The sequence below is a fragment of the Anaerobacillus sp. QJM3NY_17 genome (assembly GCF_056173665.1).
This window is the reverse complement of record NZ_CM149685.1, coordinates 3,579,710-3,594,329: the sequence shown is the minus strand read 5'-3', so window position 1 is coordinate 3,594,329 and position 14,620 is coordinate 3,579,710. Positions and strand designations below refer to the sequence as shown.

The 14,620-nt window shown below is 40.9% G+C and carries 15 protein-coding genes and 1 tRNA gene; 13 read left to right on the top strand and 3 right to left on the bottom strand.

The genetic code is table 11. The features are described 5' to 3' along the window. Nucleotides 1-114 precede the first annotated feature (114 nt). The 7 genes from AC0VYV_RS18665 (at nucleotide 115) to AC0VYV_RS18635 (ending at nucleotide 7,084) form a co-directional block, all read left to right on the top strand. Nucleotides 115-1,695 (top strand): tetratricopeptide repeat protein, encoded by a 1,581-nt coding sequence (locus tag AC0VYV_RS18665; protein ID WP_430244906.1) that lies wholly within the window; start codon nucleotides 115-117, stop codon nucleotides 1,693-1,695. A 112-nt stretch (nucleotides 1,696-1,807) separates the two neighbouring features. After that, nucleotides 1,808-2,776 (top strand): thioredoxin-disulfide reductase, encoded by a 969-nt coding sequence (gene trxB, locus AC0VYV_RS18660; RefSeq protein WP_303535194.1) that lies wholly within the window; start codon nucleotides 1,808-1,810, stop codon nucleotides 2,774-2,776. A gap of 369 nt (nucleotides 2,777-3,145) precedes the next feature. Next, nucleotides 3,146-3,619 carry an 8-oxo-dGTP diphosphatase gene (locus AC0VYV_RS18655; RefSeq protein WP_303535196.1) on the top strand — a complete coding sequence of 158 codons (474 nt, stop codon included), beginning with the start codon at nucleotides 3,146-3,148 and terminating at the stop codon, nucleotides 3,617-3,619. Between the two features lie 45 nt (nucleotides 3,620-3,664). Then, nucleotides 3,665-4,555 carry an RNase adapter RapZ gene (gene rapZ, locus AC0VYV_RS18650; protein WP_475374096.1) on the top strand — a complete coding sequence of 297 codons (891 nt, stop codon included), beginning with the start codon at nucleotides 3,665-3,667 and terminating at the stop codon, nucleotides 4,553-4,555. Nucleotide 4,556: 1 nt separating this feature from the next. Beyond that, on the top strand, nucleotides 4,557-5,525 hold the full coding sequence (locus tag AC0VYV_RS18645) for a gluconeogenesis factor YvcK family protein (RefSeq protein WP_226615241.1): 969 nt from the start codon (nucleotides 4,557-4,559) through the stop codon (nucleotides 5,523-5,525). Between the two features lie 40 nt (nucleotides 5,526-5,565). Beyond that, on the top strand, nucleotides 5,566-6,507 hold the full coding sequence (whiA, locus tag AC0VYV_RS18640; RefSeq protein ID WP_194218784.1) for a DNA-binding protein WhiA: 942 nt from the start codon (nucleotides 5,566-5,568) through the stop codon (nucleotides 6,505-6,507). Nucleotides 6,508-6,829: 322 nt separating this feature from the next. Next, the gene (locus AC0VYV_RS18635) at nucleotides 6,830-7,084 is read left to right on the top strand and encodes an HPr family phosphocarrier protein (RefSeq protein ID WP_430244900.1); all 255 of its coding nucleotides are present in this window, start codon (nucleotides 6,830-6,832) and stop codon (nucleotides 7,082-7,084) included. 206 nt (nucleotides 7,085-7,290) lie between these two features. Here the strand turns inward: AC0VYV_RS18635 and clpP are convergent, their stop codons facing one another. Next, on the bottom strand, nucleotides 7,291-7,875 hold the full coding sequence (clpP, locus tag AC0VYV_RS18630) for an ATP-dependent Clp endopeptidase proteolytic subunit ClpP (protein WP_098445023.1): 585 nt from the start codon (nucleotides 7,873-7,875) through the stop codon (nucleotides 7,291-7,293). A 164-nt stretch (nucleotides 7,876-8,039) separates the two neighbouring features. Further along, the gene (locus AC0VYV_RS18625; RefSeq protein WP_475365843.1) at nucleotides 8,040-8,426 is read right to left on the bottom strand and encodes a YhjD family protein; all 387 of its coding nucleotides are present in this window, start codon (nucleotides 8,424-8,426) and stop codon (nucleotides 8,040-8,042) included. A 302-nt stretch (nucleotides 8,427-8,728) separates the two neighbouring features. Here AC0VYV_RS18625 and AC0VYV_RS18620 point away from each other — a divergent pair. Then, nucleotides 8,729-8,807 (top strand) — tRNA-Arg (locus AC0VYV_RS18620). A 162-nt stretch (nucleotides 8,808-8,969) separates the two neighbouring features. On the opposite strand, the gene AC0VYV_RS18615 is transcribed toward AC0VYV_RS18620, so the two are convergent. Continuing rightward, nucleotides 8,970-9,251, bottom strand: coding sequence for a hypothetical protein (locus tag AC0VYV_RS18615; protein WP_283153603.1), 282 nt, complete (start codon nucleotides 9,249-9,251; stop codon nucleotides 8,970-8,972). 192 nt (nucleotides 9,252-9,443) lie between these two features. Here AC0VYV_RS18615 and rpoN point away from each other — a divergent pair, with 192 nt between their 5' ends. The 5 genes from rpoN (at nucleotide 9,444) to AC0VYV_RS18590 (ending at nucleotide 14,610) form a co-directional block, all read left to right on the top strand. After that, entirely contained in the window at nucleotides 9,444-10,739 is a 1,296-nt protein-coding gene (rpoN, locus tag AC0VYV_RS18610; protein WP_475374095.1) for an RNA polymerase factor sigma-54, read from the top strand. An 80-nt stretch (nucleotides 10,740-10,819) separates the two neighbouring features. Continuing rightward, on the top strand, nucleotides 10,820-11,056 hold the full coding sequence (locus AC0VYV_RS18605) for a glutaredoxin family protein (protein WP_430244894.1): 237 nt from the start codon (nucleotides 10,820-10,822) through the stop codon (nucleotides 11,054-11,056). Between the two features lie 149 nt (nucleotides 11,057-11,205). After that, complete coding sequence (locus AC0VYV_RS18600) at nucleotides 11,206-12,237, top strand: sugar-binding transcriptional regulator (RefSeq protein WP_430244892.1); 1,032 nt, start codon at nucleotides 11,206-11,208, stop codon at nucleotides 12,235-12,237. Nucleotides 12,238-12,284: 47 nt separating this feature from the next. Beyond that, nucleotides 12,285-13,292, top strand: coding sequence for a type I glyceraldehyde-3-phosphate dehydrogenase (gene gap, locus AC0VYV_RS18595; RefSeq protein ID WP_194218790.1), 1,008 nt, complete (start codon nucleotides 12,285-12,287; stop codon nucleotides 13,290-13,292). A 133-nt stretch (nucleotides 13,293-13,425) separates the two neighbouring features. Beyond that, complete coding sequence (locus AC0VYV_RS18590) at nucleotides 13,426-14,610, top strand: phosphoglycerate kinase (protein WP_475367965.1); 1,185 nt, start codon at nucleotides 13,426-13,428, stop codon at nucleotides 14,608-14,610. Nucleotides 14,611-14,620: the final 10 nt, after the last annotated feature.

Genomic DNA, 14,620 nt, shown 5'->3' with positions numbered 1-14,620 from the left:
TAGCCAGGTTTTACTACTTATTTTCTTTTATGACTTCACCCTGATGTATGTTATACTTTTGAACGGATATGACTGGTAATAGAATTATTCGAAGCGAAATTATTGGGGGGAAACATGAGGAAAGAACTTCATGCTTCTTCGGAAATGAAAGGCCGACTGATTCCGTTCGTTCAGGACGGAGATTATTTTTATAAAAAGGCTATGAGAGCCTATCAGCAACGGAATTTGGATAAAGCAAAACAGCATCTTGAACGTGCGGTTAAACTTGTCCCCGAAGAAGTCGATTATATATGTCAACTTGCAGCGGTCCTGTCGGAATTAGGCGAATATGAAGCATCAAATGAATGGCTCAAATTTGTACTTGACGATCTTGATCCTGAATACTATGATTGCTACTTTTTTCTTGCGAACAATTACGCACATATGGGTCTGTTTAAACAAACGGAAGAGAATGCGCGAACTTACCTTGAACACGAACCTGACGGAGAATTTATTGAAGACGCAGAAGAGCTCGTAGATCTTATTTTATTCGAGCAGTCGGAAGATTTACCTCAGGAGATTGGTGAAGAAGAGCAGCTGATTCAAGAACATGAAGCTGCACGTAAAGCCATTGAATCCGGCCAATTTCTTGATGCCATAGATTTACTGGAGCGGATGACGGAGGTTTACTCTGAATTCTGGCCTGCCTATAACAATCTTGCGCTAGCTTATTTTTATAGCGAGCAATATGAGGAAGCTATTCAAGTACTAGATGATGTTCTGACGAAAAATGAAGGAAACTTGAATGCGGTTTGTAATCTCACGCTTTTCTATGATTTCCTTGGGCAACATGTCAAACGTGATGTCATGCTTGAACGGTTGAAGAATGTTTATCCGATTCATCCTGATCATTCATATAAGCTAGGGAGTACATTTGGATTCCTAGGTCAACATGAGCTAGCATATCACTGGCTACGTAAAGCAGAAGTAACACGACACACATGGGATGCACCATTCTATCATTGGCTGGCTGTCTCTGCTTTTCACCTCGATCGTCCTGATCTTGCGAGACGTAATTGGAAAAAAATGCAGCAAGTGGAATCATCTAATGAAATGGCGAGCCGCTATCTTGCTGAACTAGAGCAAGAGACGCTTGATAAAAATCGGCTAAGCTATCGATCCCAGATGTCGGTCGCAGAGGAGCATGAAGCGAAACACGATTATTATTCGAGAATGACGCATCTTATGTTGCTCTATACAAGACGTGATCCTGAAGGCGCATCAATTCTGCAATCGTATTGCAGACGTAAAGATGAGCCCCTTATTGTAAAAGAACTGTCAGCTTATATTGCGCTTACGCTTTCTGATGAACCAGTTCAAATTGTAAATGAAAAAGATGAATATATGGTTTACACACAGACAGACTTCCCTGATCATGTTCTTTCAGGTATGCGTGTGATTGCTGAGCTCGAGCAGGCAGACATCAGTGACTCTGATTTGCATGAGCTAATTGCGATGATCTGGTTACCTTGTTATGTTAAGCTTTCAGAAAGTGGCAAAGCATTTCAGAATCAGAAAGCCACTGCTGCAGCCATGCTCTACATGTGGCATAAAGTTAACCAAACGGATGTGACTCAAATCGACGTAGCAAATGCGTTCGGTGTATCTGGGTCTACGGTGTATGCCTATCGTAAAAAGTTAACCCGATTACTATAGAAAACTGGGTATGTTGAGCATCCTATTAGACTTTTTTCTACTAATCGGATATGATTCTAAATAAGAAATATTACTTTTTAATAATGAATATAATTAAATTACTAATAGAAACGTGAAGGAAGTGAAACAGATGAGTGAAAAAATTTATGATGTCATTATTGTCGGTGCCGGTCCTGCAGGTATGACTGCAGCTGTATACACTTCTCGTGCTAATCTCGATGTTCTTATGATTGAACGCGGGATTCCGGGCGGACAAATGGCAAATACAGAAGATGTAGAAAACTATCCAGGATTTGATAGTATTCTTGGTCCAGATCTATCTACGAAAATGTTTGAGCACGCGAAGAAATTTGGTGCTCAATATCAATATGGTGATGTAAAAGAAATACGAGATAACGGTGATTACAAAACAGTTGTCTCCGGAAATCAAGAATTCCATGCGAAAGCTATTATTGTAACAAGCGGAGCTGAATACAAGAAAATCGGTGTACCTGGTGAAGCTGAGTACAGTGGCCGTGGCGTATCTTATTGCGCAGTTTGTGACGGGGCTTTCTTTAAAAACAAAGAACTCGTGGTTGTAGGTGGAGGAGACTCTGCTGTTGAGGAAGGTGTGTATCTTACTCGATTTGCATCTAAAGTAACGATTGTACACAGACGTGATCAGCTAAGAGCACAGAAGATTCTTCAGCAACGTGCGTTTGATAATGAAAAAATCGACTTTATTTGGAATCATACAATCAAAGAAATTCTAGGTGAAAATGGTAAAGTGAGCAAAACGCTTCTTGTGAACACTGTAACGGGCGAAGAGCGTGAATTCAGTGCGGATGGCGTCTTTATCTACATCGGTATGCTTCCATTAAATCAGGCCGTTAGCGGACTTGAGATTACAAATGAAGAAGGTTATATCGTAACAGATGAAAACATGGCGACGAAGGTTCCTGGCATCTATGCAGCTGGTGACATTCGCGACAAAATGCTTCGTCAAATCGTAACTGCTACTGGTGATGGAAGTATTGCGGCACAATCTGTTCAGCACTACATTGAATCACTAGAAGACGCAGGAAAAGAAGCGTTAGTCTAATACAAAAACGAAGCCGGGAATTTCATGACTCCCGGCTTTACGTTTGCCCCATAAACCTTATTTCGACAGCTTTCGAGCGGCATCGGGTGGTGCCTGTCACCGCGTCATTCGCTTTTAATTTTGCTGTAACAGCGGTGAAATACAAATGGGGTATACTATAAATAGATTTAACCCCCCCTTTAAATAGATTCATTCATTGGCACGGGCATATGCTCCGTGCTCTTTTTTTGTGGAGTTGAGACGGTTCGTAACAGCTTCTCCAAACCGATCTCATTGTTCATGATAAGCAATCATAGTATACTATGTATAGAAAATCTTGAAGTCTGAGCACATAAGGCTTTCATATAAAAATCGGATAATTGAATTGAGGTGACAATTGTGCAACGTGTAACAAACTGTATTTTAAATGACGAAGCAAATGATCGAGTACTTTTACTACAAAAGCCAAGACGCGGATGGTGGGTTGCACCAGGTGGAAAAATGGAATCGGAAGAATCAATCCGTGATTCAGTGATCCGAGAGTTTCGAGAAGAGACTGGTGTCTATTTGAAGAACCCAAAACTAAAAGGCATTTTCACATTCATTATTAAAGAAAATGAAGTAACAAAATCAGAATGGATGATGTTTACGTTTCTTGCAACGGAGTACGATGGCGAGCCAGTTGAGAAATCAGATGAAGGAAAAGTCTCCTGGGTAAATACAGATGATGTTAGTGAGCTTCCAATGGCTCCAGGTGATTATCATATACTTGATTATATGATGAAAGGTCACGGCATTATTTACGGTACATTTACTTATACACCTGACTTTAAACTTCTTTCATATCGATTAGACCCGTCTTAAATAGAAGTGTCACAATAAGAGAAATTGAGAAACGGAGTGGGGAAAATGACCGATTCGCTTGATAAACGCATTCATATGGTCATTATTACAGGAATGAGTGGTGCTGGTAAGACAGTGGCAATGCAGTGCTTTGAAGATATCGGCTATTTCTGTATTGATAATCTGCCACCCGCGCTCTTACCGAAGTTCGTTGAAATGGTTGACGGTTCGGAAGGGAAATTAAATAAGGTAGCACTCGTGATGGATTTGCGTGGTGGGGATTTCTTTGACCATCTCGTGGAAGCTGTTGATCACCTCGATTCACATGAGCGTCTTGATGCGGAGATTCTTTTCCTTGATTCAAAGGACTCAACACTTGTCAGACGCTATAAAGAAACAAGACGTTCTCATCCGCTTGCACCAGAAGGTTTGCCGCTTGAAGGCATTAGGAAAGAAAGAGAAATGCTTGAAGAGCTAAAAGGGCGCTCTCAGCAAATTATTGATACGAGCGACATTAAGCCAGTTCAGCTAAGAGAAAAAATCATGGACCGATTCTCGAACAATGAGAAAGAGAACTTTGGTGTCAATGTGATGTCATTTGGATTTAAATACGGTATTCCAATCGATGCTGATCTAGTCTTTGACATTCGTTTTCTACCAAACCCACACTATGTGGAGCATTTGCGTCCAAAAACAGGTGTGGAAGAAGAAGTCGCGAACTATGTATTTAAGTGGAAAGAAACACAAACATTTCTAGCTAAATTAATTGATATGCTTGCGTATATGCTTCCTCAATATAAACGAGAAGGGAAGAGCCAGCTCGTCATTGGGATTGGATGTACGGGTGGAAAGCATCGATCTGTTGCATTTGCAGAACACATTGGTCACCATTTCGAAACAGAGTATCGCACGAATATTACGCACAGGGATATCGAAAAAGGGAAGGGTCATAAATAATATGGATGACACTAATCTGCCAAAGGCTGTCGTCATTGGTGGAGGAACAGGCCTATCGGTACTTCTTCGTGGACTTAAAAAGTTTCCTGTCGACATTACTGCGATTGTCACTGTAGCTGACGACGGAGGAAGTTCAGGTCGATTACGTGATGAGTTTGATATACCTCCTCCAGGTGATGTACGAAATGTTATTACAGCGCTATCAGAGGTTGAACCTTTGTTAGAAGGACTTATGCAACATCGGTTTAAAAATGGGAATGGGCTATCAGGTCATTCCCTTGGCAATCTAATGCTAGCTGCTATGACGGACATTACTGGTGATTTTGTAACAGGAGTTAGAGAAATGTGCCGCGTTCTTAACGTACGTGGCGAAGTTCTTCCTGCATCAAATCGAAGTATTGTTTTACATGCTGAAATGCGTGATGGTACTTTTGTTCAAGGTGAATCACAAATTCCAAAGGTAAATAAAGCAATTAAGAGGGTATTTCTTTCACCACCAGGCATCAAAGCGCTCCCCGAATCTCTACAAGCTATTCGTGAAGCTGATTTGATTGTTCTTGGGCCAGGTAGTCTATATACAAGTATTCTACCGAATTTACTTGTTCCGGGCATTGCTGAGGAAATTCAGCAGTCTAAGGCAAGGAAAGTGTATGTTTGTAACGTTATGACTCAGCTAGGTGAAACGGAAAACTATACGGCGAGTGACCACGTGCAGGCACTCATTGATCACATCGGCTATAAACTTATGGATACGATTATTGTAAATGAGGAAATGATTCCATCTTTCTATGCAAAACGTTATGCACAAGAACGAGCAGAGGTTGTGCAATATGACGAAAATCGTCTAAAGAGCTTTGGTTTTCATGTAATCAGTGATAAAATTATTCAATACGATGAGAAATATGTACGCCATGATGCGAAGGAAATATCATCGATTCTTTTATCCTTATTAGACGATAAAAGATCATGATGGGTCAGTGGGGCCCCTGCATGAAAAAGGGGGGATGGCAATGTCATTTGCTGCTGATACAAAGAAAGAATTGACGCAGTTAGAAAGTAAACCTTGCTGTGCAAGATCAGAACTAGCAGCACTTATTCGAATGAATGGATCGATCTCGTTTGGTAACAGACAGCTGATTCTAAACATTCCGACTGAACATGCTGCCATTGCAAGAAGAATTTATACGCTCATTAAGCGGATATACAACTTCGATGTTGAACTACTTGTCCGTAAAAAAATGAGGCTGAAGAAAAACAATGTATACATTGTCCGTGTCTCAGCCAAAGCAAGAGATCTCCTTGAAGATCTCGGTATAATGGATAACGCCTTTACGTTCACTAGAGTAATCTCAAAGGATTTTACCAAGAAGTCTTGTTGCAAACGTTCTTATCTAAGAGGAGCATTTCTTGCGGGGGGATCAATCAATCATCCTGAAACCTCTTATCATCTTGAGATCTTCTCAATGTACGAAGAGCATACGGAATCGCTTTGTAACTTAATGAATGAATTTGGATTAAATGCGAAAATGCTTGAGCGAAAGAAAGGGTATATCGTTTATATCAAAGAAGGCGAGAAGATTACGGAGTTCTTAAGTGTTGTCGGTGCCCATCAGGCGCTGCTCTATTTTGAGGATGTACGCATTATGAAAGACATGCGGAATTCTGTTAATCGAATCGTGAATTGCGAAACGGCTAATTTGAATAAAACGGTAGGCGCGGCTTTTCGACAGGTTGAGAATATTCGCTTCATCCAAAAGGAAGTTGGTTTAGAAATTCTTCCTGATAAGTTAAGAGAGATCGCTGAACTTCGCGTGAAGCATCAAGATGTTACACTGAAAGAACTCGGTGAGATGGTTACTGGAGGAGCTATTAGTAAATCAGGAATCAATCATAGATTACGAAAGATTGACCAGATTGCTGATAAGCTTCGTGATGGTAAACCGATCTCCTAAGCCTTTCGGACAAGTTAGAAAAAAGCTTCCACCTATAATGGTGGAAGGTTGTTTTCTAGCAGTACAATAGATAGCATGAATCTTCAAAGAAAAACCCTATTTTTCTTAATGAAAGCATTGGAAATAGCGTTTTTCTAAATTTTTCACCTTTCGAGATAGCGCTTACTTTTTTAGGTAATTTAACACTTTAGTAAATTTAAAATCGAGAGGCCACAAAACGAGCTATCATAGCTTTAGTTTGAAAGTGGCGAGTGCAAGGGAAACTGGTATAGCGCTTCTGGTGTTCTGATCGACTGTTTTAAATAAGGGGAGGAATGAACAAGTGATTCAAAAAGAAGTTGTGGTTACTTTGGATACAGGATTACAGGCACGTCCAGCAGCTCTGTTTGTACAGGAAGCAAACCGATTTAACTCGGATATCTTCCTTGAGAAGGACGGTAAAAAAGTTAATGCCAAAAGCATCATGGGCATCATGAGCCTTGCTGTTGGTACTGGTTCTTCTGTTATTTTAACTGTTGATGGTAATGATGAAGAAGATGCGATGTCTTCATTAATTGATTTTATTCAAAAAGATTAGCAAAACCTGGCTGTGTGCCAGGTTTTTGTTTTGCATTAAATTGTTAACGTTGCGAAACATTCTTAAGAGAATAGAGTTATAGAGAGTGGGATCATCCATTGTGGTTCATTGGCTGCTCAAATAGCAGATGGTTCAAAAACAACGCCTATTCTAAGAAAGAAAAAGCCTTTCCCTACATTGTTGGGAAAGGCTTTTTAGGGTCTATCTTATGCTTTCTTTTCCATTACTTCATCAATCAAGCCGTATTCTTTCGCTTCAGTCGCTTCCATGAAACGGTCACGATCTGTGTCGCGATCGATTGTTTCAAGTGGTTGACCTGTGCGCTCAGAAAGAATTTTGTTTAGCTTCTCGCGCATTTGGATGATGCGTTTTGCGTGAATTTCAATGTCAGAAGCCTGACCTTGAGTACCACCGAGCGGTTGGTGAATCATTACTTCACTGTTTGGTAGAGCATAGCGCTTACCAGGTTCACCAGCAGCAAGTAGGAAGGCACCCATTGAAGCAGCCATACCGATGCAGATTGTTGATACTTTTGGCTTAATGAATTGCATAGTATCGTAAATCGCCATACCTGCAGTGATTGAACCACCAGGGCTGTTGATATAAAGTGAGATGTCTTTATCTGGGTCTTCAGCAGCAAGGAAAAGAAGTTGTGCAACGACTGCGTTTGATACGTTGTCGTCAATTGCTGTTCCTAGCATAATAATACGGTCCTTAAGAAGACGAGAATAAATGTCGTACGCTCTCTCACCGCGGTTTGTTTGTTCAATTACCGTTGGAATTAAAACCATTTTAAATTCCTCCCTTATATTTGTGGAATATGTAGTTGCTGTATGTTCATCATACCTAAAAGGTCAGTATAGGTCAAATAAAGTGCTGTCCTATTTTTTAATCGATGAAAAGGGTTTGATTTTTCTTTAACCACATACACCCATTTTCCCCGCATCCCTTTATTTTAAACAGAGCGAATGTTCCTTTTTTTTAATCGATCGTCTGCTAAAAAGTAGGCTAAAATTCGTCTTTCTACCTGATTACGTATTTGAATGGAAGAATAGCGGTATGTTTGATTGTAACCTCGACAATATACTTTGCAAATCACAACATCTTCTTTCGTATCTTCTATATAGACGCGGATTCCTCTATCATGAAGCATTGCTTTTGCCCATTTTAAGTCAGAGGAGGCTAACGTTATAGCGGCATGAATTAGTTCCAGATAAGGGCGCGGAAGTTTCATTTTCGAATGGTTCACCCATTTCGTGTCAATTTCCAGCACTCTTTTCAGGTAAGGAAGTAAGAGGTAGTTTCTTAATGCCTTCGTTTCTTCTTTACTTAATTGGAACATGATCATCTCCACCTAACAGAACATATGTTTGGTATAACTTTACTATGAGACAGGTGAGACGTCAAGAACTGAAGCGATACCTTTTCTATGATATGAATGAAATGTTTGGATAATAGCTTTGGCCAATATTGTTAATATCTCACCGTTCACCAGAGCAAAAAAGCAACAGCGTTCATTAACATGGTATAGATAAAATGCTCTTATACACTATTGATTACTCATTGATCGTCACTTGGAAGCTATGAAATTCACCTTGCAAAAAAAGGGGGCATATCGTATAATAATCCTTGCGCTAATGAAGCGCGCCCGTAGCTCAGTCGGATAGAGCGGTGGTTTCCGGTACCGCGTCAGTCGGGGGTTCGAATCCCTCCGGGCGCACCAAATACATAATTCCAATCCCTTTCGCTAGTGTGAAGGGGATTTTTTTATGATAAATGTCATCTTTGTTCGCTTAGATCCAGGGAATGAATAGTATCCTTCATTTTGAACAGAAAAAAAAGAAGAGTAGAACTCGTCCACTCTTCTTGCGATCAGTCTTACCTTCTAACAGGGCTTATCTTTGTCATCGTCATGTCCTTTGCTGATTGCTCCACTCATCGTGTGTTTGAAGCCTGAGTGCATTCCAGTAGCGCATAGTCCAAGCCATAATCCTATAAAGAAGGCTTTTTTGAAGTCTTCCGGTTCAACATAAATGTGGCTCATTACAATTCCGATTCCAATGGAAAGAATCGGTAAGAACCTTACCGGAAAACCAAACACCTTAAAAAGGTGTACAACTCCAATGATGACTGGAAGCAAAGCAATTCCATATACAGCTAAATCCATGGCATTTGCCTCCTTTTTCTCTCTCTATAAGACAGTTTATGTAGAAATTTGACTAAGGGACGGGCTATTTCATCATTTTCTTTAAAAATGGTGTCAAAATCCCCTTTTAAAAAACAGAAAATTCTGGTCATTTTCATTTTTTTCATACCATAAAATGAAGCGATATAGTATGATGAAGGTGGAGGGATTGCGATGGAATTAGGATTGATACAAAAGCAGACAACGAAATTAGTCATGACAACCCAGTTGCATCAAGCGATTTCTATACTCCAATATTCTACGGTCGAATTACTGGAGTACGTGAAAGAACAGGCTCTTGAAAATCCATTAATTGAATTACACTCCCCTTCATGGGATGGTGGCGTTCGTTCTTCAAAACGCTCTTATGATACGGGGCTTAAAAAAGATCCACTCGAATACGCTGAAACAAGAAAAAGTTTGCATGATGAGTTACACGATCAGGCGAGGTGTCTACACTTTCCACGTAAAAGGGAAGCCGTTGTGCATTATTTAATTGATAATATTGATGAAAGTGGTTACTTAAGAATAAATGAGACGGAGGTAATGAATTACTTTGATGTCGAGCACTTTGAGATCACTGAAGCCATTAGAGAGATTCAATTACTTGACCCACCAGGTATAGGGGCGCGCTCTCTTTCCGAATGTCTCTTTTTACAGTTAAATGAGTCGGGAGAAATTTTCGAGCTTGCTCGAGATCTTGTTTCCTATCATTTGAAAGCGCTAGCAGAAAAGAAATATCGTGAACTCTCGAGAGAATTTCATGTTCCTGTGGAGCAGATACAGCGGGCTGCGGATATAGTAGCTGATCTCGATCCTCGTCCAGGATCAAAGTGGGGTATTGATAAACCATCCTACATTGTTCCAGATGTCATGATAGAAGAGAAAAATGGTAGATTCTCTATTGCATTACTTGATGACGATTTACCAGCAATGAAAGTGAGCAACGCCTACCGTTCTTTTAAAAATAACGAAGCGGAAGAGTATCTAAAGGATAAATATCAGCAAGTCAGCTGGTTATTAAAAAGTATTGAGCAAAGAAAGCAAACGCTTCGAGCAATAATGGGCGTTTTTATTGTTCACCAACAAAATTTTTTGAGAAATGGGATTAGTGAGCTTTCTCCAATAACCTTGAGGGAAGTAGCGGTGGAAGCAGATGTCCACGAGTCCACGGTAAGTCGAGCGATTAAAAGCAAATACGTTCAAACGCCACATGGTCTTTTCGCCTTAAAGGACTTATTTACTTCCAAGCTGTCTAGTGAGTCTGGAGAAGCTGCTTCTTCCTCTAGTGTAAAGCTATTCATTAAGGAACTTGTGGAGAATGAGAATAAGATGAAACCATTATCAGATCAAAAGATTGTAGAAGCTCTTCATATCCAGAAAGGGATTGAAGTATCGAGGCGTACGATTGCAAAGTATCGAGATGAGTTAAAGATCTTAAGCTCATCGAAACGAAAACGATTTTCGTAGCGGCTACACTAGTCGCTTTTTTTTTGCGTTCGAAAGGCTGTCTGAGTAAACTAGTAAAGTAATGAAGGGAGGTTTAACGTGTGGAAAAATCGGTTATTTTATATTCGAAAGAGACATGCCCACTTTGTGATGAAGCATATGAACTACTTCTTGAGCTTCAGGAAGAGGAAATGTTCTCTCTTCAGATAGTTGATATTTATAAGGATGAGGCACTGTTAGAAAAGTTTATGCTGATGATCCCCGTCGTTGAAATCGATGAGGAAGTAGTGGATTATGGTCGAATTTCAAAAAAATCGATAAGAAAACGCTTACTTTAAAAATATCAGTATAACATAGTTGCCCATACTTTTGGCAACTGCTACAATGAAAATTGTAAGAAGTTCTTTTTGATCCAGGTGGGACTAAAAATGTCTAAGCGGGACATAATACGTCTCGAGGAAAAGAAGAACAGCAGGGGAGACGAATTATGCGCTCATTATTGTCACTTCAACAAAAATTATTGCCGGACATGTTAGATGTTATGAATAAGCGCTATCGGGTATTAAGACAGTTGAGGCTAATGCAGCCAATTGGCCGTAGAAGTCTTGCGAACAGTCTGGGTATAACCGAACGAGTTCTCAGAAGCGAAGTTACTTTCTTTAAAGATCAGGGGCTCCTACATATGTCTGTACAAGGTATGCAACTGACGGAGGAAGGCGAACAGCTACTTCTTGAGCTTGAACCGGTTATGGATGAAGTTTCCGGGCTCGATAATCTCGAGAAACGCTTGAAAGATAAACTTGGCATTCCGGAAGTATTTATTGTCCCTGGTGATAGTGATGTGACCCCCTGGGTAAAGAAAGAAATGGGCAGAGCCGCTGTGGGACGCTTGAAAAAGTTTCAGCTAAAAGATAGAGTGATTGCTGTAACAGGCGGTACCACGCTCGCAGGTGTGGCTGATATGATGATTCCTTCCTCAGATATGGAAGGGACGCTGTTTGTTCCGGCTCGAGGGGGCCTAGGAGAACAGGTTGAAAATCAGGCCAACACAATTTGTGCGAAAATGGCAAGAAAAGCCCATACTGACTACCGTTTGCTTCATGTTCCAGATCAATTGAGCGAAGAAGCATACCAATCCCTTATTGAAGAGCCTGGCGTGAAAGATATCCTTGAGATTATCAAGTCTGCCGGTATTGTGGTTCATGGGATTGGGGAAGCTAGAACGATGGCGCAAAGGCGTAAATCTACGCTTGATGTTATTAATAAGATTGAGCGTGAGGATGCTGTCGCTGAAGCGTTCGGGTATTACTTCAATCAGTCTGGTGAAGTCGTTCATAAAGTGAAAACGATCGGACTGCAGCTCGAAGATTTAGAGCGAAGTGAACTAGTCATTGCGGTAGCCGGCGGCCGTTCGAAAGCAAAAGCCATCGAAGCCTATCTTAAGACGGGGATTCAAAGTATCCTTGTGACTGATGAAGGCGCCGCTAAAGCGTTATTAGAGGGAGATTCCCTTTATTAAATAAACCACACCTCGGGAAACGAGGAAATTCAAGGAGGAACTACACAATGGCAACAAAAGTAGGTATTAACGGTTTTGGACGTATTGGACGTAACGTATTCCGTGCAGCATTAAACAACCCTGGTGTTGATATTGTAGCTGTAAACGATCTTACAGATGCAAACATGCTTGCACACCTTCTAAAATACGATTCCGTACATGGAGAACTTAATGTTGAAGTAGAAGTTAACGGCGAGAACCTTGTAGTTAACGGAACTGAAATCACTGTTCTTTCTGAGCGCGACCCAGCACAACTTGGATGGGGAGATCTTGGTGTTGAAGTGGTAATCGAATCCACTGGACGTTTCACAAACCGTGACGATGCTGCGAAGCACCTTGAAGCAGGAGCTAAGAAAGTTGTCATCTCCGCACCAGCTAAAGACGAAGATATTACAGTTGTTCTAGGTGTTAACGAAGACAAGTACGATGCAGCTAGCCACCACGTAATCTCAAACGCATCTTGTACGACAAACTGTCTTGCACCAGTTGCTAAAGTATTGAACGACAAGTTCGGTATTAAGCGTGGTCTAATGACTACAACTCACTCTTATACAAACGATCAGCAAATTCTTGATCTTCCACATAAAGACTACCGTCGTGCTCGTGCGGCAGCTGAAAATATCATCCCAACATCTACAGGCGCTGCTAAAGCAGTATCTCTTGTACTTCCAGAGCTTGATGGTAAGTTGAATGGTATGGCTATGCGCGTACCTACACCTAACGTATCAATCGTTGACCTTGTAGCTGAACTTGATAAAGACGTTTCAGTTGACGAAGTAAACGCTGCTCTTAAAGAAGCTGCTGAAGGCGACCTTAAAGGATACCTTGGTTATAGCGACGAGCCACTAGTATCAAAAGACTACAACGGTAACCCGAACTCTTCAATCGTAGATGGTCTTTCTACAATGGGTATCGATGGAAACATGGTTAAAGTTATCTCTTGGTACGACAACGAGTGGGGCTATTCTAACCGTGTAGTAGATCTAGTCGACTACATCGCTGCAAAAGGGCTATAATAAGAATTGTTAATAGAGGAGGAGGAAGTCTTGAGCCTTCCTCCTTTTCCATTGTCATTACTAACGATATAGCTATATTTAAAAGGTGGTATAAACGACCTTTTAAAACTTTATGCAGAGGAGGACATGCGTGATGAACAAAAAGTCAATTCGTGATGTCGAGTTAAAAGGCAAAAAGGTATTTTGTCGCGTTGATTTCAATGTACCTATGGATAATGGAAAGGTAACAGATGAAACGCGCATTAAAGCAGCACTTCCAACGATTCAGCATTTGGCTGATCAAGGAGCAAAAGTCATCCTTGCGAGCCATCTTGGTCGTCCTAAAGGTGAAGCTGTTGATGAGTTACGTCTTGATCCGGTTGCAGACCGTTTAAGCGACCTCATTGGCAAAACAGTAACAAAAACTGATGCAGTCTATGGTGAAGAAGTAGACCGTGCGATTGCAGGTCTTGAAGATGGCGACCTTCTTCTTATTGAGAATGTTCGTTTTGAAGCTGGAGAAGAGAAGAATGATGAAGAACTTGCGAAGAAATTTGCTGCAATGGCAGATCTTTACGTAAATGATGCTTTTGGAGCTGCACACCGTGCTCACGCTTCAACAGAAGGCATCGCTCATCATATTCCTGCTGTAGCTGGTTTTCTTATGGAAAAAGAACTTGAAGTTCTCGGAAGCGCGCTAACTGAGCCTTCTCGTCCATTTACTGCAATTATCGGTGGAGCGAAAGTAAAAGACAAAATCGGTGTGATTGATCATCTACTAGATAAAGTGGACAACTTGATCATCGGTGGTGGACTTGCTTATACATTCGTAAAAGCGCTTGGCCATGAAATCGGTCTTTCTCTTCTTGAAGAAGACAAAATTGAGCTTGCGAAAACATTCATGGATAAAGCGAAAGAAAAAGGCGTTAATTTCTATATGCCAGAAGACGTTGTTATTGGCGACGATTTCTCAAATGATGCAAACACGAAAATTGTAAGCATCGAAGACATTCCTTCTGACTGGGAAGCGCTTGATATTGGACCAAAAACAAGAGAAACGTACAGCAAAGTTGTTGCTGATTCCAAGCTAGTTATCTGGAACGGCCCTATGGGTGTATTCGAACTAGATGTTTACGCTAATGGAACAAAAGCAGTAGCAGAAGCACTTGCTAATGCAAATGATACCTATTCTGTTATTGGTGGCGGTGACTCTGCAGCAGCGGTTGAGAAATTCGGCTATGCTGATCAAATGAGCCATATCTCTACTGGTGGCGGTGCTTCACTTGAGTTTATGGAAGGTAAAGAACTTCCTGGCGTTGTCGCACTTAACGACAAATAAAATACTTATG